This window comes from Gryllotalpicola protaetiae, assembly GCF_003627055.1.
Taxonomy (GTDB): domain Bacteria; phylum Actinomycetota; class Actinomycetes; order Actinomycetales; family Microbacteriaceae; genus Gryllotalpicola; species Gryllotalpicola protaetiae.
On sequence record NZ_CP032624.1, the window covers coordinates 2,149,825 to 2,174,267 of the forward strand.

General features: G+C 69.7%; 24 protein-coding genes and 1 pseudogene. 13 read left to right on the plus strand and 12 right to left on the minus strand.

The genetic code is table 11. The annotated features are described in order from the left end of the window. Positions 1–57 precede the first annotated feature (57 nt). The 5 genes from D7I44_RS10530 (at position 58) to D7I44_RS10550 (ending at position 4,237) form a co-directional block, all read left to right on the plus strand. Positions 58–951 carry a sugar phosphate isomerase/epimerase family protein gene (locus D7I44_RS10530; protein ID WP_245979531.1) on the plus strand — a complete coding sequence of 298 codons (894 nt, stop codon included), beginning with the start codon at positions 58–60 and terminating at the stop codon, positions 949–951. Positions 952–1,009: 58 nt separating this feature from the next. Beyond that, positions 1,010–2,068 (plus strand): Gfo/Idh/MocA family protein, encoded by a 1,059-nt coding sequence (locus D7I44_RS10535; RefSeq protein ID WP_120789461.1) that lies wholly within the window; start codon positions 1,010–1,012, stop codon positions 2,066–2,068. 86 nt (positions 2,069–2,154) lie between these two features. After that, positions 2,155–3,243 carry an MFS transporter gene (locus D7I44_RS10540; protein WP_120789462.1) on the plus strand — a complete coding sequence of 363 codons (1,089 nt, stop codon included), beginning with the start codon at positions 2,155–2,157 and terminating at the stop codon, positions 3,241–3,243. Between the two features lie 26 nt (positions 3,244–3,269). Further along, positions 3,270–3,728, plus strand: a complete 459-nt coding sequence (locus tag D7I44_RS10545) for an SIP domain-containing protein (RefSeq protein ID WP_162940214.1) — start codon at positions 3,270–3,272, stop codon at positions 3,726–3,728. A 14-nt stretch (positions 3,729–3,742) separates the two neighbouring features. Then, positions 3,743–4,237 carry a Dps family protein gene (locus tag D7I44_RS10550; protein WP_120789464.1) on the plus strand — a complete coding sequence of 165 codons (495 nt, stop codon included), beginning with the start codon at positions 3,743–3,745 and terminating at the stop codon, positions 4,235–4,237. 13 nt (positions 4,238–4,250) lie between these two features. Here D7I44_RS10550 and D7I44_RS18585 read toward each other — a convergent pair whose 3' ends face one another. Together D7I44_RS18585 and D7I44_RS18745 are read right to left on the minus strand one after the other, a co-directional pair. Beyond that, positions 4,251–4,559 (minus strand): LmrA/YxaF family transcription factor, encoded by a 309-nt coding sequence (locus tag D7I44_RS18585; protein ID WP_245979532.1) that lies wholly within the window; start codon positions 4,557–4,559, stop codon positions 4,251–4,253. A 147-nt stretch (positions 4,560–4,706) separates the two neighbouring features. Then, a pseudogene (locus tag D7I44_RS18745) lies at positions 4,707–4,847 on the minus strand (hypothetical protein); the annotation flags it as partial. A 32-nt stretch (positions 4,848–4,879) separates the two neighbouring features. On the opposite strand from D7I44_RS18745, the gene D7I44_RS18590 reads away from it, so the two are divergent. Then, complete coding sequence (locus D7I44_RS18590) at positions 4,880–5,125, plus strand: hypothetical protein (RefSeq protein WP_162940215.1); 246 nt, start codon at positions 4,880–4,882, stop codon at positions 5,123–5,125. A 181-nt stretch (positions 5,126–5,306) separates the two neighbouring features. On the opposite strand, the gene D7I44_RS10570 is transcribed toward D7I44_RS18590, so the two are convergent. Next, complete coding sequence (locus D7I44_RS10570; protein WP_162940216.1) at positions 5,307–8,204, minus strand: ATP-binding protein; 2,898 nt, start codon at positions 8,202–8,204, stop codon at positions 5,307–5,309. 259 nt (positions 8,205–8,463) lie between these two features. Here D7I44_RS10570 and D7I44_RS10575 point away from each other — a divergent pair, with 259 nt between their 5' ends. The 3 genes from D7I44_RS10575 to D7I44_RS10585 all read left to right on the plus strand — a co-directional run bounded on the left by D7I44_RS10575 (position 8,464) and on the right by D7I44_RS10585 (position 11,819). Beyond that, positions 8,464–9,777, plus strand: a complete 1,314-nt coding sequence (locus D7I44_RS10575; protein ID WP_120789468.1) for an MFS transporter — start codon at positions 8,464–8,466, stop codon at positions 9,775–9,777. Between the two features lie 61 nt (positions 9,778–9,838). Beyond that, positions 9,839–10,894, plus strand: coding sequence for an alpha/beta fold hydrolase (locus D7I44_RS10580; protein WP_120789469.1), 1,056 nt, complete (start codon positions 9,839–9,841; stop codon positions 10,892–10,894). Positions 10,895–10,955: 61 nt separating this feature from the next. Beyond that, on the plus strand, positions 10,956–11,819 hold the full coding sequence (locus tag D7I44_RS10585) for an alpha/beta fold hydrolase (RefSeq protein WP_162940217.1): 864 nt from the start codon (positions 10,956–10,958) through the stop codon (positions 11,817–11,819). On the opposite strand, the gene D7I44_RS10590 is transcribed toward D7I44_RS10585, so the two are convergent. From D7I44_RS10590 to D7I44_RS10600, 3 genes are read right to left on the minus strand one after another with little or no spacing between them, the layout of a single operon-like run. Beyond that, positions 11,776–13,029 carry an MFS transporter gene (locus D7I44_RS10590; RefSeq protein WP_162940218.1) on the minus strand — a complete coding sequence of 418 codons (1,254 nt, stop codon included), beginning with the start codon at positions 13,027–13,029 and terminating at the stop codon, positions 11,776–11,778. The genes D7I44_RS10585 and D7I44_RS10590 overlap by 44 nt on opposite strands. Positions 13,030–13,080: 51 nt before the next feature. Further along, positions 13,081–13,944: an alpha/beta fold hydrolase gene (locus tag D7I44_RS10595; protein WP_120789472.1), complete on the minus strand. Its 864-nt coding sequence runs from the start codon at positions 13,942–13,944 to the stop codon at positions 13,081–13,083. Between the two features lie 46 nt (positions 13,945–13,990). Then, positions 13,991–14,764 carry an SDR family NAD(P)-dependent oxidoreductase gene (locus tag D7I44_RS10600; RefSeq protein WP_245979534.1) on the minus strand — a complete coding sequence of 258 codons (774 nt, stop codon included), beginning with the start codon at positions 14,762–14,764 and terminating at the stop codon, positions 13,991–13,993. A 297-nt stretch (positions 14,765–15,061) separates the two neighbouring features. Between D7I44_RS10600 and D7I44_RS10605 the strand changes: the two genes are divergently transcribed. Continuing rightward, complete coding sequence (locus tag D7I44_RS10605; protein ID WP_220093760.1) at positions 15,062–15,799, plus strand: SDR family NAD(P)-dependent oxidoreductase; 738 nt, start codon at positions 15,062–15,064, stop codon at positions 15,797–15,799. Positions 15,800–15,849: 50 nt separating this feature from the next. Continuing rightward, on the plus strand, positions 15,850–16,329 hold the full coding sequence (locus tag D7I44_RS10610) for a nitroreductase family deazaflavin-dependent oxidoreductase (protein WP_120789473.1): 480 nt from the start codon (positions 15,850–15,852) through the stop codon (positions 16,327–16,329). Positions 16,330–16,409: 80 nt separating this feature from the next. On the opposite strand, the gene D7I44_RS10615 is transcribed toward D7I44_RS10610, so the two are convergent. From D7I44_RS10615 to D7I44_RS10640, 6 genes are all read right to left on the minus strand, one after another. Continuing rightward, positions 16,410–17,624: an MFS transporter gene (locus tag D7I44_RS10615; protein WP_162940219.1), complete on the minus strand. Its 1,215-nt coding sequence runs from the start codon at positions 17,622–17,624 to the stop codon at positions 16,410–16,412. A 55-nt stretch (positions 17,625–17,679) separates the two neighbouring features. Beyond that, positions 17,680–18,528, minus strand: coding sequence for an alpha/beta fold hydrolase (locus D7I44_RS10620; protein WP_220093761.1), 849 nt, complete (start codon positions 18,526–18,528; stop codon positions 17,680–17,682). Between the two features lie 96 nt (positions 18,529–18,624). Next, positions 18,625–19,353 carry an SDR family NAD(P)-dependent oxidoreductase gene (locus D7I44_RS10625; protein WP_120789476.1) on the minus strand — a complete coding sequence of 243 codons (729 nt, stop codon included), beginning with the start codon at positions 19,351–19,353 and terminating at the stop codon, positions 18,625–18,627. Between the two features lie 278 nt (positions 19,354–19,631). Further along, the gene (locus D7I44_RS10630; RefSeq protein WP_120789477.1) at positions 19,632–20,678 is read right to left on the minus strand and encodes an alpha/beta hydrolase; all 1,047 of its coding nucleotides are present in this window, start codon (positions 20,676–20,678) and stop codon (positions 19,632–19,634) included. 3 nt (positions 20,679–20,681) lie between these two features. Next, positions 20,682–21,290, minus strand: coding sequence for a TetR/AcrR family transcriptional regulator (locus D7I44_RS10635; RefSeq protein ID WP_120789478.1), 609 nt, complete (start codon positions 21,288–21,290; stop codon positions 20,682–20,684). Positions 21,291–21,335: 45 nt separating this feature from the next. Next, the gene (locus tag D7I44_RS10640; protein WP_120789479.1) at positions 21,336–21,950 is read right to left on the minus strand and encodes a TetR/AcrR family transcriptional regulator; all 615 of its coding nucleotides are present in this window, start codon (positions 21,948–21,950) and stop codon (positions 21,336–21,338) included. Positions 21,951–22,110: 160 nt separating this feature from the next. On the opposite strand from D7I44_RS10640, the gene D7I44_RS10645 reads away from it, so the two are divergent. Next, positions 22,111–23,334: an MFS transporter gene (locus D7I44_RS10645; RefSeq protein WP_120789480.1), complete on the plus strand. Its 1,224-nt coding sequence runs from the start codon at positions 22,111–22,113 to the stop codon at positions 23,332–23,334. Positions 23,335–23,432: 98 nt separating this feature from the next. Next, a complete protein-coding gene (locus D7I44_RS10650; RefSeq protein ID WP_120789481.1) occupies positions 23,433–24,434 on the plus strand; it encodes an alpha/beta fold hydrolase in 1,002 nt (333 codons plus the stop codon). Positions 24,435–24,443: the final 9 nt, after the last annotated feature.

The following is a 24,443-nucleotide window of genomic DNA, read 5'->3' on the forward strand; positions in this document are numbered from 1 at the left end:
GCTCGACCCTGCACCTGCGCGACGGATTCCTTCGACCACTGCGATGAGAGGACCACCGTGGCGAACCGGATCGCTCTCGGCGTGAGCTCATACAGCTTTCAGCAGCGACTCGCGAGCGGCGACATGGACCTGTTCGATGTGATCGAGTGGGTCGCGCACAGCCGCGCGGAACACCTTGAGCTGGCGGTGCTCGCCGATGATCCGGCATCGCCGATCCCCAACCTGGCGTCGGACCCTGGTTATGTCGACCGGGTGCGCGCCGCTGCGGAATCCGCCGGCGTCGACCTGTCGAACCTCGCGATGCACGCCGAATTCTGGGCGCCGGGCGGCGCCGACGTGGGGGCGGCGGTCGCGCGGGTCGAAGCATACGTCGACCTCGCCGAACGCCTCGGGATCACGCGCCTGCGGCACGACGTGGTGGCGCACGGCGCGCTGCCGGGCGACGACACCCCGCTGTTCGAGGCCGCCATCGAGCCGATCGTCGCCGGATCGAAGCAGGTCGCGCGGTATGCGGCGACCAAGGGCGTGGCCACCAGCGTCGAGAACCACGGATTCTTCGTGCAGTCGGCTGACCGCATCCGCCGCATCGTGCACGCCGTGGACGAGCCGAACTTCCTCACGACCCTCGACGTCGGCAACTTCGTCTGCGTCGACGAGGACCCCGCCGTCGTCGTGCCCCAGAACCTGCCGTACGCGATGGTCATCCACCTCAAGGACTTCTACGTCCGCGACGTCGACCCGGGCGAGGGCTGGTTCCGCAGCAGGGGCGGCCGCTATCTGCGCGGTGCGATCGTCGGCAACGGCGATCTCGACCTCGGGTCGGTGGCGCGGTCGATCACGGAGGCCGGCTACGAGGGCTATGCGTCGATCGAGTTCGAAGGCGCCGAGGACTGCCTGCTCGGCATCGAGCGCGGCCTCGCGAACGCCGCGCGTCTGCTCGCTGCGGCCTGAACCGTGACGGCAGTCCCGGCATCCGTCACCCCATCACTGCAACGGAAAGGACGACCACGTGACCCGCGTGAACATCGGCGTGATCGGCACGGGTGCGATCGCGCAAGCGCATCTCACCGCCTACTCGGCGAACCCTGAGGCCGAACTCGTCGCGGTCAGCGATCTGAATCTCGATCGCGCGCAATCCGCGGCCGACACCTACGGCGTGCGCCGGGCGTACGGCGACCCCAACGAGCTGCTCGCCGACCCCGAGGTCGACGCCGTGAGCATCTGCACCTGGAACGACAGCCACGCGCGCTGGGCCATCGCCGCCCTCGAGGCGGGGAAGCATGTGCTCGTCGAGAAGCCGATGAGTCGCAGCTACGCCGAAGCCATCCAGATGGAGCGCGCGGTGGCAGCGAGCGGCCGCGTGCTGCAGGTCGGCTTCGTGCGCAGGCACTCGCCGAATGCGGAGGTGCTGAAGTCGTTCATCGACAACGGCGATCTCGGCGATATCTACTACGCCCGCGCCAGCGTCATTCGCCGTGTCGGCAACCCGGGCGGCTGGTTCGCCGACAAGGCGATCTCCGGCGGCGGTCCCCTGATCGACATCGGCATCCACGTGATCGACCTGTGCTGGTATCTGATGGGCGCGCCCAATGCGATCTCGGTGAGCGCCAACCTTTACAGTCGCCTGGGGAACCGCGCTCACATCACGACACTGCCGCGCTGGCAGGTCTCGGACTACGACCCCGAGGCGAACGGCGTGGAGGACATGGTGAACGCGCTGGTCAGATTCGACAACGGTGCATCGATGCTCGTCGAGGCGAGCTACTCGCTGCACGCCGTGAGGGATTCGATCGGCGTCTCCGTGTTCGGCGAGAAGGGCGGTGCGGAGCTCGAGCCGCAGCTCGAGATCGCGACCGAGAAGTACGGCTCGGTCGTCAACCTCGTCCCGCAGATCTCATCGCTGACCTTCGAGGGCGACCGGGCGTTCGCCAATGAGATCGGGAACTTCATCGACGCCATCCAGGGGAAGGCCGAGAGCATCGCACCGGTGTCGCACGGGGCCGAGCTGACGAAGATCCTCGAGAGCATCTACGCCTCCGCCGAGTCGGGGCAGGAAATCCGGCTCTGACCGCACCGCGACTCCGCAGCAGGCGCATCGCCGTCATCGTCGTCTTCGCGATCGCGGGCTGCGGCCTGACCAGCTGGCTGTCGCGTGTGCCGAGCGCGCGCGAACAGCTCGGTGCGTCGACGGCGGAGATGGGATTCCTCGCGCTCGGCATCGCCGTGGGCTCGATCGTCGGATTCCTGGTCGGCAGTCGCGCGGGGGTGCGCTTCCCCGCATGGATCGTGATGATGACCTCGCTCGTCGGCACGTCGGCCGGCGTCCTGATCGTGGGCGTCGCGACCGGGTTCGCCCCCGACATCCGGATCGCGTTCTTCGGCGTGCTGCTGATCGGAGCGGGCAACGGATGCTGCAACGTGGTCATGAACGTCGAGGCTGCCGCCGTGGAGACGGCGTCCGGCAGGCCGCAGATGCCGTGGTTCCACGCCTCGTACAGCGTGGGCGGCGTGCTCGGGGCGCTCACTGGCGCCGCGGCCGCGTCCGCCGGGGTCGGCGCTGGGCCGCAGCTGACGGTCGCCGCCGTCGTGCTCGCCGTGGCCGCGGTGATCGCGACGGGCTCGCTCGCGCGCGATGAACCGGTCGTCGCACCGCGGCCGACCGATCATCGGCGCGACCGACCGGGCTCGGCGTGGCGCGAGCCGCGCACCCTCGCGATCGGCATCGTCGTTCTCGGAATGTCCTTCGCGAACGGCTCGGCCAACGACTGGCTCGCGCTCGGCATGGTCGACGGCCATGGGGCCCGCGTGGGGACGGCGGCACTCGCGACGACCGTGTTCACGCTCGCGATCGTGGTCGCCCGCCTGTTCGGCGTTCCCGTGGTCGGGCTGCTCGGGCGCGAGGCGGCCGTGCGCGCGTCCGCGGGTCTGGCCGTCGCCGGCATCCTGATCTTCATCCTCGTGCCGGACGTCTGGGCCGCATTCGCCGGGTCGGTGCTGTGGGGGCTGGGGGTCGCACTCGGGTTCCCCGTGGCAATGTCGGCGGCCGGCGACAGCGCCGAGCGTGCGGCCGCGCGCATCGCGGTAGTCGCCGCGATCGGCTACGCGGGCTCCCTGGTCGGCCCTCCCGTCATCGGCTTCCTGGCCGAGCGGGTCGGGATCCTGCACTCCCTGCTGATCGTCCTGGTGATGGTCGCGTTCTCGGGGCTGGTCGCCTCGGCCCTGCGCCCGGCCTCTTCCCAGTAAGGGTTGCCTAACCTATGCTCATGTACATGGGTTCCCGTCACCGCGCTCGCTTGCGTGACCGTGTGTTCATCGCCGGCGACCTCGCCGATCTGACGGCGATCCAGCATGTGCTCGCGCTGCTGCCCGACGATGCGTACGGTCAGGTGTACATCGAGGTGCTCGACGAGCGCGACGTCACCCCGCTCGATGCCCCGAGCCGCGTCACGGTGACGTGGTTGCCCCGTGTGCTGCGGTCGAGCGCGATCCGCCCGCTGGCGTTCGCGGCGCACGGCGAGGCGCTCGCAACAGCGGTCGCCGGGTGGGTGGGCGAATGGATGCCGGGGGCGGCGGGTGTTGAAGGGGGATCTTCCCAGGCATCCGATCAATCGGTCATCATGTGGGTGGGCTGCGCAGGCAGCGCGCACATCACTGCTCTCTACGACGTCCTGCAGTCCCGCCTTGCCGGGCTGAACGCTTTGCCTGACCTTTCGCATCACGTGAGTTGAACGAAGGAGAACCGATGTCCACCGAGACCCCCGTTTCCGCGCAGGCGGCCGGCGCCACCACGCCTGAGCTCGCCGCCGGTGTCGCGCAGTTCCTCGCCCCCGTCGTCATCGATCTGGAGGCGCTCGTCGTGAACGGCAAGCAGGCGCACTGGAATGTGCGGGGCGCCGATTTCATCGCGATCCATGAGTTGCTCGACCAGCTCGTCGATCATGCGCAGGAGTTCGCGGATGACTCGGCCGAGCGCGTTGTCGCTTTGGGCCTCCCGGTGGATTCCCGTTTGGAGACCGTCGCCGCGAAGGCGACGCTGCCCGCGTTGAGCGATGGCTTCCAGGACTGGAAGGTCACGGTGACGCAGGTCGTCGCCCAGATCGACGCCGCACTGGTGACCGTGCGTGCTGCGGTCGAGGGGCTCGACGAGGTCGACCTCAACAGCCAGGACATCGTGATCGGCATCGAGCGCGGTCTCGTCAAGGACCGTTGGCTGCTGCAGTCGCACCTCGCCGCCTGAGCGGCCGCGTCGGCTACGACGCCTGGAGCGCCGCGAGGTGCGCCCGCAGCTCGGCCGCGACCGTGTCGAACGGATCGATGCTCTTCTCGGCCCGGCTCAGCACGACGGCGCCCTCTGCCCCTGCGATGAGCAGCACGGCGAACGGCTCTGCGGCCGGGGGCTCGAGCCCGGCATCCGCCAGCCGCTGCGCGAGACTCGCGCGCCACTCGCGGAAGATCTCGGCCGCGCGCTCGAGGACGTCCGGCGAGTTCGCCGAGACGGTGACGCCGAGCACCGAGCAGCCGGCACCGCAATCCGTCTGCACGAGCAGTTGGCGCCACATCTCGAGGAAGGCGTCGGCGACGTCGGTGGGCGTCGTGCCGCCGACGGCCGTCAGGGCGGCCGCCGCGTTCGCCTCGGCGAGGTCAAGCGCCGCGATGACGAGCTCGTCCTTGCCGCCGGGGAAGTGGTGGTAGATCGAGCCGCGCGGGGCGCCGGTCAGCTTGAGAACGTTCGAGAACGACGTGGCCTGGAATCCGCCGGTCGCGAGCAGGCGCAGGGCGCCCGCATCAAGGGCTGCCCGGCCGGGTCGCTCCGCAGCAGGCGTGGGAGGCCGCGCCGAAGGTCGCAGCTCCGCGGCCGGTCGCGCCCTTGGCGCCGGTCGTGGCGCTCTCGGACGAGATCCGGGTGAAGAAGAAGACGAACATCGGCGCCGTCGAGTTCCGCGGCACCCGCTTGGGCATCGGCCGAGCTCACGCCGAAGAGATGGTCGCCGCCATGGACTCCGGACCCTCAGTCATGATCTTCGACCTGAAAGACACGCTCCTGATCGAGCCCCCCTGGCCCGACGCCGGCGTCAAGCACGTCAGCAACGGCAGGCCTCTCGGCCCCATCCGCCGGTGCCTCTGAGCGGCGAAGTGTCAGCGATGTCCTGACACATCAACTGTCAGGCATGTCCTGATGCAGAACTGATCTCCTGTCATCAGGAAGGCCCAAAACTCCGCGGCTTCTTGCGCGCAGGCCTGGATTTCCGGGCTAGCGACTGGCGCGCACGACTCATAATCGTGAGGTCGCGGGTTCGAGTCCCGCCTCAGCTACCAAGACCCCCGGAATCATGCGGATCCGGGGGTTTCGTCTGTCTGGCCGACTCGAGAGCCTCGAGATGGGCGAGCTCGACGCGGGACTTGATGGAGAGCTTCGCGAAGGCGTTGCGGAGGTGTGCCGCGACGGTGTGCACAGAGAGATACAGGCGCTCTGCGACCTCCCGGTTCGTCAACCCTCGCGCCACGAGGCGGACGACCGCGACTTCGGACTCCGTGAGCCCTTCCCATCCCGACGCAGGCCGCGTGGCGGTGTTCAAGCGGCGGCGGACGCCGAGCCCGCGCAGCAGCCCGCGCGCTCGCGCCGCATCGCTGGAGGCGCCGTGGTCGGCGTAGAGCCGAAGCGCCCTGCTGAGTGAGTCCACGGCCAGGTCGGCCCAGCCCTGACTCATCGCAAGCCGGCCCGCGTCTTCCAGTGCCGACGCCAGCGCGAGCGGGCGCGGGCATCCCTCGAGGTGGGCGACGGCCGCATCGAGCGCCTCGCGGTCGCCGTGGCGCAGGCCCTGGCAGTGCGCAGCAATCCCGACGATCGTCGCCACTCCCGGGTTCCGGCGCGCCCGGTCCTGGGCGGCGGTGAGCGCGCGGTCGGCGAGTTCTGTGTCGCCGCAGGCGAGGCCGATGCGCATCAGGTTGACCTCGTCCGTCACGTCGAGAGGCAGCCGGGACTCCATCCAGTCGCGGTCCGATCCGCCGAGTTCGAGGGCCTCGAGGTGGGCCCGGCCGACGTCGCCCTGGGAGATCGCGGCGAGCGCCGAGAGCCAGGCGGCGTGACGCTTCACCGCCGGCGTTCCGTCGCGCCGAAGGTGCTCGGTGAAGGCCAGGCACTGCGCGAGACGTGCGCTGTCGCCAGTGTGCAGGGCGACCTGGCCGAGCGCCGCCGCCGCGGCGGCGTCGAGAACGCTGGACTGGGAGACGTGCTCGGCGACTTCGACCGCCGGTTCGAGCGCGGCCGCGGCATCCTCGAGACGGCCGACCTGAAAGAGATGGCGCCCGAGTCCGCCCTCGAACAGGAACGAGCCCCAGACCTGCCGGTCGTTCTGGGCCGCGGTCAGAGCCCCCGAAGTGAGCGACAGCGCGTCATCGTGTCGGTCGAGCACGCTCCAGACCTCGGCGCACCAGTACTGAACGAGCACGGTCCGGCTGGGCTCGGCGAGGTCGGCGCTGGTTCGAACGCACGCCTCGATCCAGCGACAGGCGTCGCTGAAGTCGCTCTTGAGGTAGTGCAGACCGCTTTCCACGAGCTCGAGCGCGTATCGGGCCGGCACATCGCCCATGCGCTTGACCGCCGCGCGCAACTCAGGCATCAGGGCGGCGGCTTCCTCCGGCCGCCCGCCGGTGGTGCGGTTGTGCGCGAGGTATGCGAGATGCCGGGTCCGCAGCCTGTCCGGCAGGTCGGGCAGGGCGAGCGCCCGAACGCCGGCTTCCGCTCGAAGGTCGGCCGAGAGCCCGTACATGTTGGCGATGCCGAGGAGCACCTCCGCTTCCTGCTCGGCCGTCAGCGCCTGCCGCAGGACGTCGTCGGCGAACGCCTTGCCCTCGCGAACGCGCCCAGCGGCGTGAAGATGCAGCACCGTCTGCGTGACGAGCGCGACCCGAGCAGGATGCCGCGGCCCGGCAAGCTCGAGCGCCCGCCGGCTGAGATCGGCCGCGGCGTCCGGGTCCGACCTCGCGAGCGCACTCGCCGCGCTTTGCAGGGTCTCGACTGCGACATAGTCGCCCGGCTCCGCGCTGGCCGCAAGCTGCGCCGCGATCTCCACGGCGGGTGAGCCGGCCGCCAGCAACACGTCGACGGCCTGGCGCTCGAGGGCCCGCAGCGCGCTCGCCGGCAGGGCGCCCCGAACCGCCTCGCGGAGCAGGTCGTGTCCGAACGCGAGTCGATCCCCGGACTCCGCGAGGACATCCGCTGCCAGCAGCTCGTCCACAGGGGCCAGCAGCGATACTGCGCTCTCACCCGTCATTGCCGAGAGTTGCCCGACGGTGAGCGTCCTTCCGAGCACCGAGGCGGCGCGCGCCACCTTGCGCGTCAGCTCGGGCATGCGGGCCAGTCGCTCGCGCATGCTCTCACCGATGCGGGCCGGCAGGCGGTCCTCCAGGAGCCGCACGCGGTCTGCCTCGACTCGGATGAGTGCTTCCTCTTCGAGACCGCGGATCAGCTGGATGAGCAGAAACGGGATGCCGTGCGTGAGTGCCGCCATCTGCATCAGCGCGGAGTCCGGTCCGGCCCCCGTGAGGTCGGCGATCACTTGCCCCATAGCGGGCTCGTCGAGAGGTCCGAGGACGACCCGCGATGCGCCGTCGCTCACGAGGCTGTCGATGAGCGATCGCAGCTCGGGCGAGATCTCCGTCGAGCGAAACGCCAGCACCCACACGATCGGCACGCTGGCCAGTCGGGTGGGCAGCGTTCTGAGCGCCAGGAGCGTTCCGCTGTCTGCCCATTGCAGATCGTCGAGCACGAGGACGAGCGGGCGGTTCAACGCGCTGCGCTCGAACAGCGACTCCAGCTCGTCCAGGAGCCAATAGCGCTGCTCCGGCAGGTAGCGCAGTCGCGCCCGCTCGCCGAGGCCGATCAGCGGACTGGGCCCTTCGAAGAGCGCGGCGAACAGCGGGCCCATCGGAATCGTCTGCGCACCCGGCACCGCACGACCGACGCCGACCTGCAGCCCGGCGTGCGCTGCGAGCTCCGCCGCGGCCCTCAGGGCACGGGTCTTCCCGATTCCGGCGCCACCCTCGAGCACGAGGACCGAGCTGCTCCCGGCGCGTACCGCCTCAAGGCGCCTGCGAAAGATCGACAGCAGGGCGTCACGGCCCCGCAGCGGCTCCGGCGAGGTCGGACCGACCGCGAAGCCGTTCTCAGGCGGTGCGCCCACGAGCGCGGCGTCGGAGGGCATTTGCCCGACTGGCTCCGTCGTGGGGTCCAATATCACCGCTCCTGTTCTCAGGCACGGGCCGATGGCGGAACGGTCGGGAAACCGACGCCATCGCATCTGCGGGTGGGTTCCCTGGGGTGGGAACACCTGAAGCCTAGTGCCTGGTGAACGGCCGTCTCAGCTAACGAATAGTTCGTTCAAGGGATGCCGTGCGTCCCCCGAACGCGGGACGGTGAAGCTCCGGCAGTGCAGACGACGCGAGCAAGGAGAGCGAGGGGTCATGACCACTCCCATGAGCATGGACGGCGGCGCGGAGTCAGGCGGATCGAGTAACGAGATGACGGGCACGATCGCCGTCGTCATCGGCGCGCCGTGCTCGGGCATCGGGCAGGCAGCTGCGATGAAGCGGCCTGTGGCGAGGCGGGCGGGGCTGCCGTGGGTGCAGCTCCTGGCGCTGTTCACCGCGGGCCTCATCGGCATGCTCATCGAGACGCTGCCAGCCGGAATCCTGCCGCAGTTCAGCGCCGACATGGGCGTCACACCTTCCCTCGCTGGGCAGATCCTGACCGTCTACGCCCTCGGCTCGGCGCTCGCGGCGATCCCGATCAACCAACTGCTCGCGAAATGGAAGCGCCGCGACGTCGTCATCGCGGCGCTCGGCACGTTTGCGATCGCGAACGCGGTCACGGCGGCTTCCGCGAATTTCGACGTGACGCTCGTCGCACGATTCGTCGCCGGAGTCGGCGCTGCTCTCGTGTACGCGAATGTGGGCGGGATCGCGGCTCGGATCTCTCCTGCGGGCGCCCAGGCGCGCGCCGTCACGATCGCGCTGGGAGGCGCGCCGGTCGCGCTGACCATCGGCGTGCCCATCGGGACGTTCGTGGCCACTCGACTCGACTGGCGCTGGAACTTCTGGGGCGTCGTCGTCATGTCCGTCGGCCTGATCGTATGGATGCTCGCGACGGTCCCGAATCTTGACCCGGCAGCCGCGCCCGGCGAGAAGCCGTCGGTGCGCCGCACCCTGGCTCACCCGGGCGTCGTCATCGTCCTCCTGGTCCTTGCCGGATGGGTGATCGTGCACAACGAGCTGTACACCTACATCGCCAACTATCTGATCGGCTTCCACTACGGGCAGGCGTTGACCGGCGTCCTCTTCACCTTCGGCGTCGGCTCGCTCGTCGCGCTTCTCGCCGTCGGCGCCCTCATCGACCTGCACCATCGCAAACTCGTCGTGGCCGCCATGGTGCTGTTCACCGTCACCGCGATCGGATTGGCCGTCGGCTTCGAATCGCTGGCCGTCGTGTACATCTCCTCGGCACTGTGGGGACTCGCATTCGGCGGCTCCACCTCCCTCTTCATCACCGCGGCCACCCGCTCCGCCGACAAGGACGGCGACACCGCGATGGCGCTCGTCGTCACCGTCTTCAATCTGGGAATCGCGGTCGGCGGGATCGTGGGGGGCCTGGCGCTCGCCGGCGCCGGGTCGGAGGGGCTGGCGATCACCGGAGTCATCCTGATGATCCCGACCGTGATCGCCACCCTCTTCGCCCGAAAGTACGCGTTCGTTCCGGATCGCAAGCCGGCTCCCGCGTAAGCGGCCGCGACGCACGTCATCCCATCCGCAATCCGGCTCACCCCGCGCAAGAGGACACGAAATGGTTGTCGAGAACCCCTATTACACCGAGGCCGTGCACGGGCCTTTCCAGCTCGCGGGCATCGGCGACCTGGAGCTCGAGAGCGGCGTGACCCTGTCGAACGTGGAGCTCGCGTATCAGACCGTCGGAGAGCTCAACCCGGCGAAAGACAACGTGGTGCTGATCCCCACCTGGTTCTCCGGGACCCACGGGGTGATGCGTGACGCGTACGTCGGTGCCGGGCGGGCTCTGGACCCCGAGAAGTATTTCATCGTGCTGGTGAACCAGATCGGCAGCGGGCTGGGAACGTCGCCCCATAACCGCGCTGGCGCGTTCCCACTGGTCAGCATCGGCGACGACGTGGTCGCTCAGGAACGGCTGCTGCGCGACAACCTCGGCGTCGAGCGCATCGCCCTCGTCTTCGGCGCCTCCATGGGGGCGATGCAGGCCTATGAGTGGGCCGTGCGGTACCCCGAGCGCGTCGAGCGGCTCGGCGTCATCGCGGGAACCGCACGCGTCCTCCCGCGGCAGATCATCTGGACTCAGGTGATGACCGACGCGCTGACATCCGATGTGACGTACGCGAACGGCGATTACGTCGGCGCGGATGCCGTGAAGGAGGGCCTCAGTCGCCTTTCGTGGCTGTTCGGGCTCCAGCTGGTGGGGCGGGAGGTCTGGCTGAAGGAGCACTGGCGCGGCTTCGGCTTCGACTCGTTCCAGGGTTTCCTGTCAGGGTTCCTGGGCGCATCCCTCGCCCCCATGGATGCGAACGACCTGATCAGCCAGGCCAGCAAGTGGAGCCGCGCCGACGTCAGCCGTCACACGGACGGCGACCTCGCGGCAGCGCTGGGACGGGTCAGCGCCGCCACCACGGTGATGGCGATCAGAAGCGACATGATGTTCCCGCCGGTCGAGGTCGAGCCGCAGGGCGCGCTGGTGCCGGGCAGCCGCTTCCTCGAGATCGACGACGACTTCGGCCACGCGAGCCTCTTCGGACTCACTCCGAGCTGCAACGCGCAGATCGACGCGGCACTCGGCGAGCTCCTCGAACGCGACCGAGGCGCCGCGCAGCCATGATGCGTGCCATCGACCGGATCGGCTTCGCGCCCCCACACGCACCGAGAGAAAGGCAGACGCCATGTCAATGACCGAGGCCGGGATGGACCAGATCCCGATGCCGTCCGAGGCCGAACGGATCGAGATAGACGGACTCTCGATCCGCTACGTGCGAGGCGGCAGTCCTGCGGGAGTGCCGCTGGTGCTCCTCAGCCCGTGGCCGGAGAGCATCTACGCATACGCGCCCTCGTGGCCCTACCTGACCGGGCACTTCTCGATCACGGCCATCGACCTGCCGGGCTTCGGCCTCTCGGACGGGCGGGCCGATCTCTACAGCCCGCGTGCCGTCGGCGAATTCCTGCAACTCGTCACCGACGCGCTCGGCATCTGGAAGGCGCACGCCGTGGGCCCCGACATCGGAACGGCGGCTCTCCTGTTCGCTGAAGCGCTGCACCCCGGGACGTTCACGAGCATCCAGGTCGGGGGCGGCGCGGCTGCGTTCCCGCTGCGGGTGACCGGACTCCTCAAGGACTTCATCGACGCGCCCTCCCTTGAGGCCTTCGCCGGCGCGGACCCCGCCGAGATCGTCAGTGGCGCGGTCAGAGGCATCCCCGGCTACGACGTCCCGGATTTCGTGGTCGACGACTACGTGGCCTCATATGCGGGTCGTCGGTTCGTCGACTCGATCGCGTACGTCCGGCGCTACCCGGAAGAGCTTGAAGAGCTCAGCGGTCTGCTGCCGGATATTCAGACGCCGGTGCAGTTCCTCGCGGCCAAGAACGACCCGTACCTTTCGCTCGAAGATCCGCACGCGGTGGCCGCTGCCCTTCCGCACGCGCGGGTCGTCGAGCTCGAGAACTCGCACAACGCGTGGGAGGAATCCCCGAAGGCATATGCCGCCCTCATTGCGGCGTGGGCGCTCGGCGGCCACGCCGTGGTGTCCTAGCGGCTCCGGGCTCGCCGGCGCGAGAGGTGACGGCGAGCCCTGCGGCCGCGAGCACGGCGATGACCGAGGCCAGCACCACGACGACCGGCATCAGGCCGAAGACGCCGGCGAGTCGGCCGGAGACGATGGTCGGCACCCCGAACGCGAGATACGACACCGTGTAGATCGCGGCGAACACTCCGGCGCGACGCTGCGCGGGCGTGCCAGGGATGGTGGATCGGATCGCAGCGGCCATCGAGGCGCCGAAGCCGACCCCGCCGACGAGCCCCGCCACGTCGAGCAACCACAGCGCGCCGGCCGCCAGCCCGGCGAGGAAGACGACGGCGCCGAGGGAGGTCGTCACCGCGGCCGCCCGCAGCAGCGTCCTCGGCGCGAAGCGAGCGCTGAGCAGCGTCGCCGCGGCTGCGGCCGCGGGTTCGAGGAACGCCGTGGCGCCGTCGACGAAGGTGCTCCGGATTCCGAACGCGGCTCCCAGGATCGTGGGCACGAGCCCCATGTAGAGCGCCGCCATCATCCAGGCAGCCACAAGGGTCGGGGCCGCCCGCCGGAACGGCGCACGGACGTCGGCAGGAAGGCTGATCGTCGGGCGCAGCGAGTCGAGGGCACCGCGCCTCGGTGCGATCGTCTCCGGGGAGGCGGACATCGCCACCGCGCCGAGCACCGTCACTATCGCCAGCCCGCCCCACATGATCGCGTCGGGGCGCGCGCTCCAGCGGGCGAGCGCGCCGGCCACCAGGGCACCAAGGCCGAGGCCGCCCGCGGGGGCGGCGCTGACGACGGATGCCGCGATCGCGCGTGCACGGGGCGGGGCGAGCTCGAACACCGCGCTGCTGAACGCACTGGTCGCCGCGCCGGTGGCGATGCCCTGGATCAGCCGGGCGACCACGACCGCTTCGATGCCGGTCGCGGCCAGCATCACCATGAACGCGACCGTCTCCAGCACGAGCGCGCCGATGAGCACCGGTCGGCGTCCGACATAGTCGGAGAGGCCGCCGACGGTGAGCAGGGCGAGCAGCAGCCCGATCGCGTAGATGCCGAACGCCAGGGTCAGGGATGCCGACGAGAATCCCCACTGCCGCTGCTCGACGATGAGCAACGGCGTCGGAGCGCCCGCGGCCATGAAGAACGCCGCGAAGCTCGCGATGGCGGCCGCGAAGGCAGCCGGCGCGGGAAGCGTGCGCCGCACGCTCTGACTGCTTCGTGACAGCATCGACATCCCCTCGCGTCCGGCCGGCGGCCCGTTCGGGGCGCAGGCGGCGTGTCAGCGGTCCAGAAACTCGAGAACGGTCGCCGCGAATCGCTCGTGGTACTGGAAGTGCGCCCCGTGGTTGGAGTCCGGGTAGATCACGAGCTCGGCATTCGGCAGCTCCTGCTGCAGCAGGAAGGAGTTCACCGTCGGGATGATCACGTCCTCGCTGCCGTTGACGACGAGCACGGGGTGGGTGATCCGCTGCAGGTAGTCGCGTCGCTGGTACGGTCGGCCCCATTCCGCGGCCGCGGCGGCATGCGCCATCGCCGTCTCGGCGCTGACGTCGGAGTCGCGGTCGGTGCGCGCGCGGATGCGCTTCAGGTAGGCACGGCCGGCGGCCTGGCCCGCCTCCGAGCCGGAGAACTGGATCGGGATCCACATGAGGTCGGCCGGCTCGAACGGGATCGTGAACAGGCTCAGTGCGTAGTCGCTCATCCGGACCATGTCGGTGCCGCCGCGCGGACCTGTGCCCACGAGAATCAGCTTGCGGACCAGGCTGGGGCGCGTGGCGGCGAGCTGCTGGGCGACCTGACCGCCCATCGAATGGGCCAGCACGTCGACCTGGGCCAGGCCGAGTGCCAGGACGAAGCGCGCCGTGTCTGCTGCCATTCCCGCGATCGTGTTGGGGGCCTTCCCCGTTGAGGCGCCGACTCCGACGTTGTCGAACAGGATCACCTCCCGGCTCGCGGCCAGGGCGTCGGTGATCGCGGGATCGAAGTTGTCGAGGTTTCCGCGGAAGTGCTGGATGAACAGCACAGGCGGCTCACCCGGAAGCCCGAACCGGCGGTAGGCGAAGGTATTGTCGCCGGCTTCGACGAACCGGGTCGGAGCGGTGTTGTGCGTGTCGGCCGCGGCGGGCGCATCGAGTTGAGTCATGGCAGTTCCTTTCAGATTGAATGACGTGTGTCGCCGGCGGGCGAGGTCACACGGCGGTGTAGCCGCCGTCCGCTGACAGGATCGCGCCGGTGACGTACGCGGCTTCGGGTGAGGCGAGGAACGCGATGACGTCGGCGATCTCGTCCGGTTTGCCTCCGCGGGCCAGCGGCGTGCGGCTTCCGAGCGCGCTGGTCTCCGCCTCCGACTGGATGGGCGTGAAGATCGGCCCGGGTGCGACCGCGTTCACGCGGACGCCGGCTGGGGCGAGTTCCGCCGCCCACGACTGGGTGAACGAGTGCAGGGCGGCTTTGGTGGCGCCGTAGGCGGCCCCGCCGACCATCCCGATCTTGCCCGCCATGCTGCCGACGTTGACGATCGTGCCGCGGGTGCGGATCAGACCGGGCAGGAGTGCGGCGGTGATCAAGAACGTCGCCCGCACGTTCGCGTCGAAGAGCCGGTCGAGATCGGCGGCGGGCATCTCGGCGGTGGGCCCGTACCAGACGGTTCCTGCGTTGTTGACGAGGATGTCGACATCGCCGACCTGGGCTGCCAGCTTGGTGATCTCGTCCGCATCGGCGAGGTCGGCCTGCACGAAGTGCGCCGTTCCGCCCGCCGCCTCGATGTCGCCGACAACGATGGTCCCGCGCGCCCTGTCGCGGCCATGGACCAATACCGTCGCCCCGAGCTCCGCGAGGCGGACCGCCGCGGCACGGCCGATCCCCGAGGTCGCTCCGGTGACAAGAGCTGTTCTTCCCGCGAGCCCGGCGTGCGGCCCCTCAAACATCGGTCCTGCCGGTTCGGATCCCGTGAGGTTCGTCATCGCCTGCCTGCTCCTCGTGCAGCTCATTCGCGCGGTTCCCGTGCAGCTTCACGGTCCCGCGTGCCGCAACCGGGGGACATCCCCTGAACGGACTATTCGTTAGCCGACCCCTTGAGGTCGACCCGAAGAGTGCCTAGCTTCCTCGGAGGTGCGGGCCCCTCGACCGGCCGCAGGACGCGGCCGGCGGGTTGAGCCCGTTGCCCGGCCACTTATTGAACAAATCTGTCTAAATATGTGCAAGACTGGCATCCGCGTCCGACGCCGCCTGACGGCGTCGGCAGAGATTGGGGAGCGGCCGTGACCATCGACCGAACAGCTCTGACCGGCCTGACTGCGCTGGTCACCGGGGCCACCTCGGGCATCGGCCGGGCCGCAGCGATTCAGCTGGCCGCGCAGGGCGCTCGGGTGATCGTGCACGGCCGCGACGCGGATCGTGGTGCGCAGGTGCTCGACGACATCGCCGCAGCCGGCGGCACCGGCCGATTCGTCGCGGCGGACCTGTCCCAGACGCTCGAGCTGGTCGATTTCCCCGAGGCGGTCGGCGAGGCGATGGACATCCTGGTCAACAACGCCGGGCGGTCGTGGTTCGGCCCCAGCGACGCATTGGGCACGACCCCGTTCGACGGGCTGTTCGCGACGAACGTGCGCACGGTGTTCTGGCTGACGACGTCATTCGCCAAGGCGATGGCGCGCCGGGGATCGGGGAGCATCGTGAACGTCTCGAGCATGGCCGGGACGATCGGCCTGGCATCCGGGGTCGCCTACGGCGGCACGAAGCAGGCGGTCGTGGGCATGACTCGGTCGTTCGCGGCCGAGTTCGGGCCGCAGGGCGTGCGCGTGAACGCGGTGGCGCCGGGGCCGGTGTACACCTCGGCCGATCCGGCGCGCACGGATGCCCTCGGGAAGACGACCCTGCTCGGCCGCGCCGCGCAGCCAGAGGAGATCGCACGGGTGATCGGCTTCGTCGCCTCGCCGGCCGCGAGCTACATCACCGGCGCGGTGATCCCGGTCGACGGCGGCCGCACCGCGGTCTGAACCGGTCGCCGCGCACTACCTGACCGCTAGAAAGAACTGAGGACACGAAGATGACTGACACGGTTGACATCGCCGCCGGTGCGGCGCTGCTCGATGGGGACTACGAGGCCTCGCCGGACCCGCGCATCCGCGACCAGGTCGCCGGTTACGAGGCCAGCGGGGGCACGGAGCACAACACGCTGGAGGACCGGCCGGTGGTGATCCTGACGACGGTCGGCGCGAAGTCGCTGAAGGTGCGCAAGAACCCCCTGATGCGGATGTTCGAGGGCGACGTCTACGTCGTCGTCGCCTCCGCCGGCGGCGCGCCTGCCCACCCTCAGTGGTACCGCAACCTCACCGCGCATCCCGTCGTGCGGCTGCAGGACGGAGCGACCACGCAGCTGCGGGTCGCCCGCGAGGTCCACGGCGACGAGAAGGCGCACTGGTGGGAGGTCGCCGAGTCGTTCTGGCTGCACTTCCCCGAGTACCGGGAGCGCACGGACGGCATCCGCGAGATCCCCGTCGTCGTGCTCGAACCGATCGCGAGCTGAGAGCACGTATGAGGGGCCGGATGCCTGGGCATCCGGCCCCTCATACGTTGTGCGGAAGCGTTGCAGCGTCGGGCGCGCGACTACGCGTCGCCGGCGCGCCGCGACCGCGATCGGCCGAACCCAACGAGCGGCGCCGAGACGAGCGCGAGGAGCGCGCCGGAGAGGACGGCCGTGAGGTCGCCGCCGACGAGGACGAGAGCGGCGCCGAGCACTGAGCCGATGGCGATCGACCCCTGGAACGCCGTGATATAGATCGGCGCACCGCTGTCAAAGGCCGCCGGGTCGCTGTGACGCACCAATGTCTGCATCGCGATCGGGACCGCCCCGTATGCGGCTCCCCAGCCGGCCATCGTGATGGTGAGAACGAATTCGGCGGGGGCCACGGCGGCGGACGCCGCCGCTGCGATCGCGATCGCGGCTGCCAGCGCCGCCGCGGCGGCCACCGCCCGGCCGCGCAGGAGCGGGCTCGCGCCGAAGTTGCCGACGAGCCCGGCCAGGCCGTAGACGAGCAGAAGCCATGCGACGGTGCGCGGCTCGAGGCCTCGGTCACGCTGCAGGAAGTCGACGAGGTACGTGAAGGCGACGAACTGCCCGGTGATGAGCACGACCGTGGCCAGAAGGGCCCGGCGCGCTCGCGCCCCGCGCAGCAGCCGAAGGGCGGGCCCCCACCCCGAGCGTCCCTGCGGAGCGAGCTTGGGCAGCGTTGCCAGCTGGCCGAGCAGCGCGACGGCGCCGACGATCGCGGTCGCGAGGAACGCGGCGCGCCAGCCGAGCGCCTGCCCAAGGGCCGTGCCGGCCGGGACTCCGACGATGCTCGCGACGGAGATGCCCCCGAAGATGAGCGCCGTGGCGCGGCCGCCGTGGCGCGGCCCGACGAGGCTCGGGCCGACGGTGCCGCCGATGGCCCAGAATCCGCCGATGCCGAGTCCGAACGCGAGCCGGGCGCCGATCAGCGCAAGGAGGTTGGGCGCGGCCGCTGAGACGAGATCGGCCGCGATGAAGAGCGCGGTCATGCCGAGGAGGATGAGGCGGCGGTCGACCCGGCCGAGCAGGACCGCGACGCTGGGCGCGGCGACCGCGGCCACCATAGCCGGAGCGGTGACCAGAAGCCCGGCGGATGCCGTGGCGACGTGCAGGCTGTCAGAGATCTGAGGCAGCAGCCCGACGGGCAGGAACTCGTTGGTGACGAGAATGAACGTGCCGAGCGCGACCCCGCCTACTGCCGCCCACCGCCGCACGGCCGGCGCGGGGCCCGAGCCTGTCTCGTCGATGGTGTCGACGTCGCTGCCTGTCACTGCGGTTCCCTTCAGACCGGAAGGCCCGGACCCTTTCGGGTCCGGGCCGGTGTGCCTACTCGACGTCCAGGAAGTACTGGAGCTCGCGGGCGAAGTGGCGGTTGTTCTCGTAATGCGCCCCGTGGTTGCCGTCGGGGTAGAGGACCAGTCGCGCGTTCGGGATCGCCTGGAACATCAGGTACGAGTTGATCGTCGGGATGACGATGTCGTTGCTTCCGTTGACGATGAGCGTCGGCTGCGTGATCTTCGTGAGGTACTCCTGGCTCTGGCCGGGCGCGCCCCAGCCGGCTGCAGCCTCACCGTGTGCCTGAGCGACGGCCGCAGAGACGGGTGCATCGCGGTCGGTGCGCTCACGCGTGCGGGTGAGGTAATCGCGCGCGGCCGCCTTGCCCTTGTCGGAGTCGCTGAAGAACACGGGTCCCCACAGCTCGTCCGCCGGCTCCCAGTCGGTGCGCAGGAACAGCGCGAGCGTCGACGCGGTCATCTGCTTCATACCCTCGCCTGCGCGCGGGCCGGTGCCGGCGAGCACGAGCTTGCGCACGAGCTCGGGGCGGTCGACGACGATCTGCTGCGCCACCTGGCCGCCCATCGAGAAGCCGATCAGGTCGTACTGGCCGTGGCCGAGTGCGTCGAGGAACGCCTCGGCGTCGGCGGCCATGCCCTCGAGGCTGTTCTTCGGCTCGCCGCTGGAGCCGGCGACTCCGGCGTTGTCGAACAGGATGACCTGCCGGCCCTTCGCCAGTTCGTCGGTCACTGCGGGGTCGAAGGTGTCGAGGTTTCCGCGGTAGTGGTTGATGAAGACGAGCGGGGTGCCGCTCGGGGTGCCGAAGCGGCGGAACGCGAACTCGATTCCGTTGGCGGCGGTGACGCGCTCGGTCGGCGCGGTGTTGTGCGTGTAAGACACGGTGGTGCTCCTTGTGGGATGTGGCGGTGTGGCGATGGGGAATGAAGGACGGCGCGGATGCCGTGCGGGGTTCTCGCGCGGCATCCGGATCAGCCGTCAGACGGCGGTGTAGCCGCCGTCTGCTGACAGGACTGCGCCGGTGACGTAGCCGGCCGCGGGCGAGACGAGGAAGGCGATCGTGTCAGCGATCTCCTCGGGCTTGCCGCCGCGCGCCAGCGGCGTGCGGCTGCCGAGTGCGCTGGTGCTCTCGTCCGACACGATCGGCGTGAAGATCGGGCCGGGCGCCACCGCGTTGACGCGCACGCCCTGGGGCGCGAGCTCCGCGGCCCAGGCCTGCGTGAACGAGTGGAGTGCGGCCTTCGTGGCGCCGTACGCGGCGCCGCCGCTCATGCCGATCTTGCCCGCCATGCTGCCGACGTTCACAACCGCTCCGCCCTTGCGGACGAGGCCGGGGATGAGGGCGGCGGTGACGAGGTAGGTAGCGCGGACGTTCGCGTTGAACAGGTTGTCGTACTCGGCGACCGAGATGTCGGGCGTCGGGCCGAACCAGACCGTGCCTGCGTTGTTCACGAGGATGTCGACGTCGCCGATCTTCTCCGCCAGCGCCTCAATCTCCTCGGGGTTGGCGAGGTCGGCCTGCACGAACCGGGCCTTGCCGCCCGAGGTCTCGATGTCCTCGACGACCGCGGCGCCGCGTGCGGCGTCACGACCGTGAACGAGGACCTCGGCCCCCTGCTCCGCCAGGCGGACGGCCGCTGCGCGGCCGATACCCGAAGTGGCGCCGGTGACGAGAGCCGTCTTGCCGGCAAGTTGCGCGGTACTCATGATGCTTCTCCAAGTCTTCATTTTTGGACTGATCTGTCCAGTGATCCAAACATTAGACAGATGGGTTCAAAAAAGCAAGGAGAAAGTGCATTGTTCGCCCTGGGCGGATCACAGAGCCGTCGCCAGGCACGGGCCCGCGCGCTCACGGAGACGCGATGGCACGGCGCGTCGGGCCGGTAGCGCGCCGGCGGCCTAGCGGCCGACGAAGACCAGCAGGCCGTATGCGACGACGGCGGTGGCGGCTGCCAGGACCGCGAGCCCCACCCATCCGAGTGCCTTCATCGCGTACCGGTCCTCTGCTGCAGGAAGGCGAGGGTGCGGCTGAACGCCGTTCGCGCCTGAGGTGTGGAGTAGTCGAACTGGTACTCGTGCCCGAGGCCGGCGCCCGAGCCGTCCCAGAACAGCGTGTCCGTCGGGACGCCGTGCGCGGTCAGCGCGCGATCCAGATCGTGGCCCTGACCGTCGAACGGGTCCTTGTCGCCGACCGTGATGAAGGTCGGCGGGTAGTCGGATGTGACGTTCTTGGCGGTCGAGAGGGAGCCGACGTTCGGTGCCCGCAGCCAGTCGCGGCTTCCGGTGTAGGCCCAGAGGTACGTGCGCAGACCCGGGAACCCGGTCTCGGCGACGTCGGTCACGTCGTACAGGCCGCAGTACAGCACGACTGCGGCGAGCCCGTCGGGGGCGGCCGGAGTGACGCCGTCTGCGGAGGCGACGACCGGGTTCGTCTGCGCCGCGGCGACCTCGCTGGCGATCTGAGCGCCGGCCGAGTCGCCACCGATGACGAGCCGGCCGGCGTCGCCGCCGTACGCGGCCGCGTTCTTCTTCGCGAACGCGAGGGCGGCGTTCGCCTGGCGCACCGGAACCGGGTGCTTGGCACCCGGCGCCAGGGTGTAGTCGAGGCTCGCGACGGTGTAGCCGGCGTCCGCGAGCATGATCGCGAAGTCGGCGACGGTCTCCGTCGAGCTCGAGATGAACCCGCCGCCATGAATCCACAAGACGATCGGGCGCGGGCCGGCCTGGTCCTTGGGGGTGTAGAGCACGAGGCTGCCGGGCGGGGCGCCTGCCGCTGGGACTGAGACGGCGGGCCACACCTTCACGGCGGCGCGCCTGGTCGCGAAGTCGGTCGGCGGTGTGACCTCAGGGCCTGCCTCGAAGATGGACTTCACAATGCCTGCGCCCGGTTCCACGTCGACGTGGTACCAGGTGAACCCGACGAGCCCGCCGACCACCAGGGCGGCGGCGACGCGGACCAGTCGCCTGAAGACGGCGTGGCGCCGCCACGGCCCTACGGGCTTCGCGTCGTCGGGTGACCCGGTGTTCGACACGTCCTACTTCGCCGCCGCGAGCTCGGTGCGCGGCTGCCAGGCGGGTGAGGAGTCCAGCAGGGTGACGGCGATCGACTTCGCCAGCGCGCCCGGCGCGTAGCTCGCGTGGTCGGGCTCGGAGCCGACGGCGCCGTCGTACAGCAGGACTAGCTGGCGGCCAACGAGCTTCGGGTCAGCGACCGCGGCGTCGCGGGCGAGACCGTAGAACAGATCGTCGAGCCACGTGCGGAAGGCCTCGTTGCCCAGCTGCTCGACGCTGCCCTCTTCGGATTCGGCTGCGGCCCGCTGGAACGCGCAGCCGTGGTAGTCGGGCTCGGCGAACAGCTCATCGAGCGCGTCGAACACCGCCAGCATCCGATCGGTCGGGTCGACTGCCCGCTCGACGTGCTCTTCGACGCGCCGCGTCCAATTCCCGTGGCGGTTCTCGAGGTACGCCTTCACCAGCTCGTCCTTGCTGCCGAAGATGTAGTACAGCGATCCCTTGGCGACGCCGGCCTTCTCGATGATCCTGTCGATCCCGACCGTGTGGATGCCCTCGGTGTAGAACAGCTCGTCGGCGGCCTCGAGCAGGCGCGCTCGAGCCTCGCCCTTCTTGGAAGATGATCTGGCCACGCCGATATCATAACGACTAGTCAGTACAAAGTCGAGGATTCCCAGCTAAGCGGCTGCGATGCGCCCAGCCTGCGGCGTCAGCGCCGCGATCCGGTCGAGGGCCTGGTCCAGCGCGATCTCGAGCGACTCCGAGCTCTGGGTGACGACCGCGAGCAGCATTCCGCCCTGAGTGGCGGCCAGGAGTCCGATCGCGAGCTCGTGGGGGGAGGCCGCCTCGACAAGCTCCCCGCGGCGGTGCATCGCCTCGAGGCCCGATTCGACGCGCGCGAGCCAGCCGCCGAATCCGTCGACGAGCTGCTCGCGGAACTCGGGGTGTCCGGTTCCGAGCTGACCGGCCAGCGAGCCGTAGGCACACCCGCCCATCGCGTCGCCGCCGCGCTGCTGTTCGACGCGCTCCCGCGCCCACGCGCGCAGCTCGACCATCGAGTCCAGCCTGCCGGCCGGGCCCAGGCGCTGCGATTGGAAGTCGACCACCGCGGCGATCAGCCCGCGCTTGTCGCCGAAGTAGTGGTACACCTGCGACGCGTTGACGCGCGCGGCCGAGCACACCTGCTCCACGCTCGTCTCAGCCACGCCGTTCTCGAACATGACGCGCGCGGCCGTCTCGATGATGCGCGCACGTGTCGCCGTGCCCTTCGCGGTCTTCTGTCCTGGTTTCATCGGCCCTTTCCTTTCTTTGGACTAGCCGTCCCAAAAAAATCCGAATTTGTACTTGCCATTCTAAAAATGTCGGGCTACTGTACAACTCGTTCCAAAAAACTTTAGACCGGATGGTTCAAACAATCCACCCGGATTAGGAATCCTCAAAGGGAAGAACAAAATGACCTCCACCGCAGAGCTCGGACTGACCAGTTCGCTGCCCGTCACCAAGGAGCGCGGCCTGCCCTGGGCCAAGCTCATCGCGTTGTTCACCGCAGGGCTCATCGGCTTCCTGACCGAGACCCTGCCGGCGGGCATCCTGCCGCAGTTCAGCCAGAGCATGGGCGTCTCGCCGTCGCTCGCCGGGCAGATCCTGACCGTCTACGCGCTCGGCTCGGCCGTCGCGGCCATCCCGGTCAACCAGCTGCTGGCGAAGTGGCGACGCCGCGACGTCGTGATCGCCGCGTTGATCACGTTCGCCGTCGCGAACGTCGTCACCGCCCTCTCGACCAACTTCGACCTCACCCTCGTGGCGCGGTTCGTTGCGGGCGTCGGTGCGGCCGTCGTCTACGCGAACGTCGGCGGATTCGCCGCTCGCATCTCGCCTGCCGGTGCTCAGGCCCGTGCCGTCACGATCGCCCTCGGCGGCGCACCCGTGGCGCTGACCATCGGTGTCCCGATCGGCACCTTCGTCGCCGAGCACCTCGGCTGGCGCTGGACGTTCTGGGGCGTCGTCGCGATGTCCGTCGGCCTGATCATCTGGATGCTCGCCACGCTGCCCAACCTCGAGCCGCTCGCCGCAACCGGCGAGAAGCCCTCGGTGAGCCGCACACTGCGCCACCCGGGTGTCATCACGGTCCTGCTGGTGCTGGCCGGCTGGGTGATCGTGCACAACGAGCTGTACACCTACGTCGCCAACTACCTCATCGGCCTGCACTTCGGACAGGCGCTGTCGGGGGTCCTGCTGACCTTCGGCCTCGGCTCGCTCGCCTCGGTGCTCGTCGCCGGAGCGCTCATCGACAAGCACCACCGCAAGCTCGTGGTCGCTGCGATGACACTGTTCCTGCTGACCGCGATCGGCCTGGTCGTCGGGTCCGACTCGGTAGCGGTGATCTACATCGCCGCCGCCCTGTGGGGCCTCGCCTTCGGCGGCTCGACGTCGCTCTTCATCACGGCCGCCACCCGCGCCGCGGGCCGCGACGCTGACACGGCGATGGCCCTCGTCGTGACGATCTTCAACCTCGGCATCGCCGCGGGCGGCGTCGTCGGCGGGGTCGCCCTCGCCGGCGCCGGCTCAGAGGGCCTCGCCGTCATCGGCGTCCTGCTCATGATCCCGACGGTCGTCGCCACCGTGTTCGCCCGCAAGCACGCCTTCATCCCCTACCGCAAGACGGTCACCGCGTAGCCGTTTCGCGCAACCCTCTCCGGCTCGCCCCGATCGGGCGGGCCGGGGCGCGCTCAGTGCCGGGGACCGCCCGGACAACACTCCCAAAAGGAAGAGAAATGACCACCACCAACCCCTATTACACGGAAGCCGTCCACGGGCAGTTCCAGCTCGCGCAGCTCGGCGAACTCGAGCTCGAGAGCGGCCGGACGTTGCACGGCGTCGAGCTCGCGTACCAGACCCTCGGTGAGCTCAGCCCCGCGAAGGACAACGCGGTGCTGATCCCGTCATGGTTCTCCGGAACGCACGGCATCATGCGCGACGTATACGTCGGGGCAGGACGCGCCATCGACCCAGCCAAGCACTTCGTCATCCTGGTCAACCAGCTCGGCAGCGGCCTTGGATCTTCGCCGCACAACACCGCCGGCGAGTTCCCGCACGTGACGATCGGCGACGACGTCACCGCGCAGGAGCGGCTGCTCCGCGAGGTGCTCGGGATCGAGAAGCTGGCGCTGGTGTTCGGTGGCTCGATGGGGGCGATGCAGGCCTACGAGTGGGCGGTGCGCTTCCCCGAGCGGGTCGAGCGGCTGGCGGTCCTCGCAGGCACGGCCCGAGCGCTGCCCCGCCAGGTCAACTGGACGCGCGTGATGGATGACTCGCTGGCATCCGACCCCGAGATCGAGTCCGGCAGTCTGGCAAGGCTCTACGCGCTTCAGCTGGTCGGCCGCGAGGTGTGGACGGACGAGCACTGGCGCGACCTCGGGTTCGGCTCGGGCGACGAGTTCGTCAGCGGGCTGCTCGACGCATCCCTCTCCCCGATGGACGGCCGCAACCTCGCCGCACAGGCATGGAAGTGGCGACATGCCGACGCATCCAGGAACGCCGCAGGCGACCTGGCCAGCGCGCTCGGCCGCATCACGTCCAAGACCGTCGCGATGGCGATCTCCAGCGACATGATGTTCCCGCCGACGGAGGTCGCGCTGCACGCCGCCCTCGTTCCCGACAGCAGGACGGTGGTCATCGACGACGTCTTCGGCCACGCCGGACTGTTCGGCCTCGCGCCGAGCTACGCAGGCCAGATCGACGCCGCGCTCGAGAGCGTGCTGAGCGCCGGCGCCTGATCACGGTCC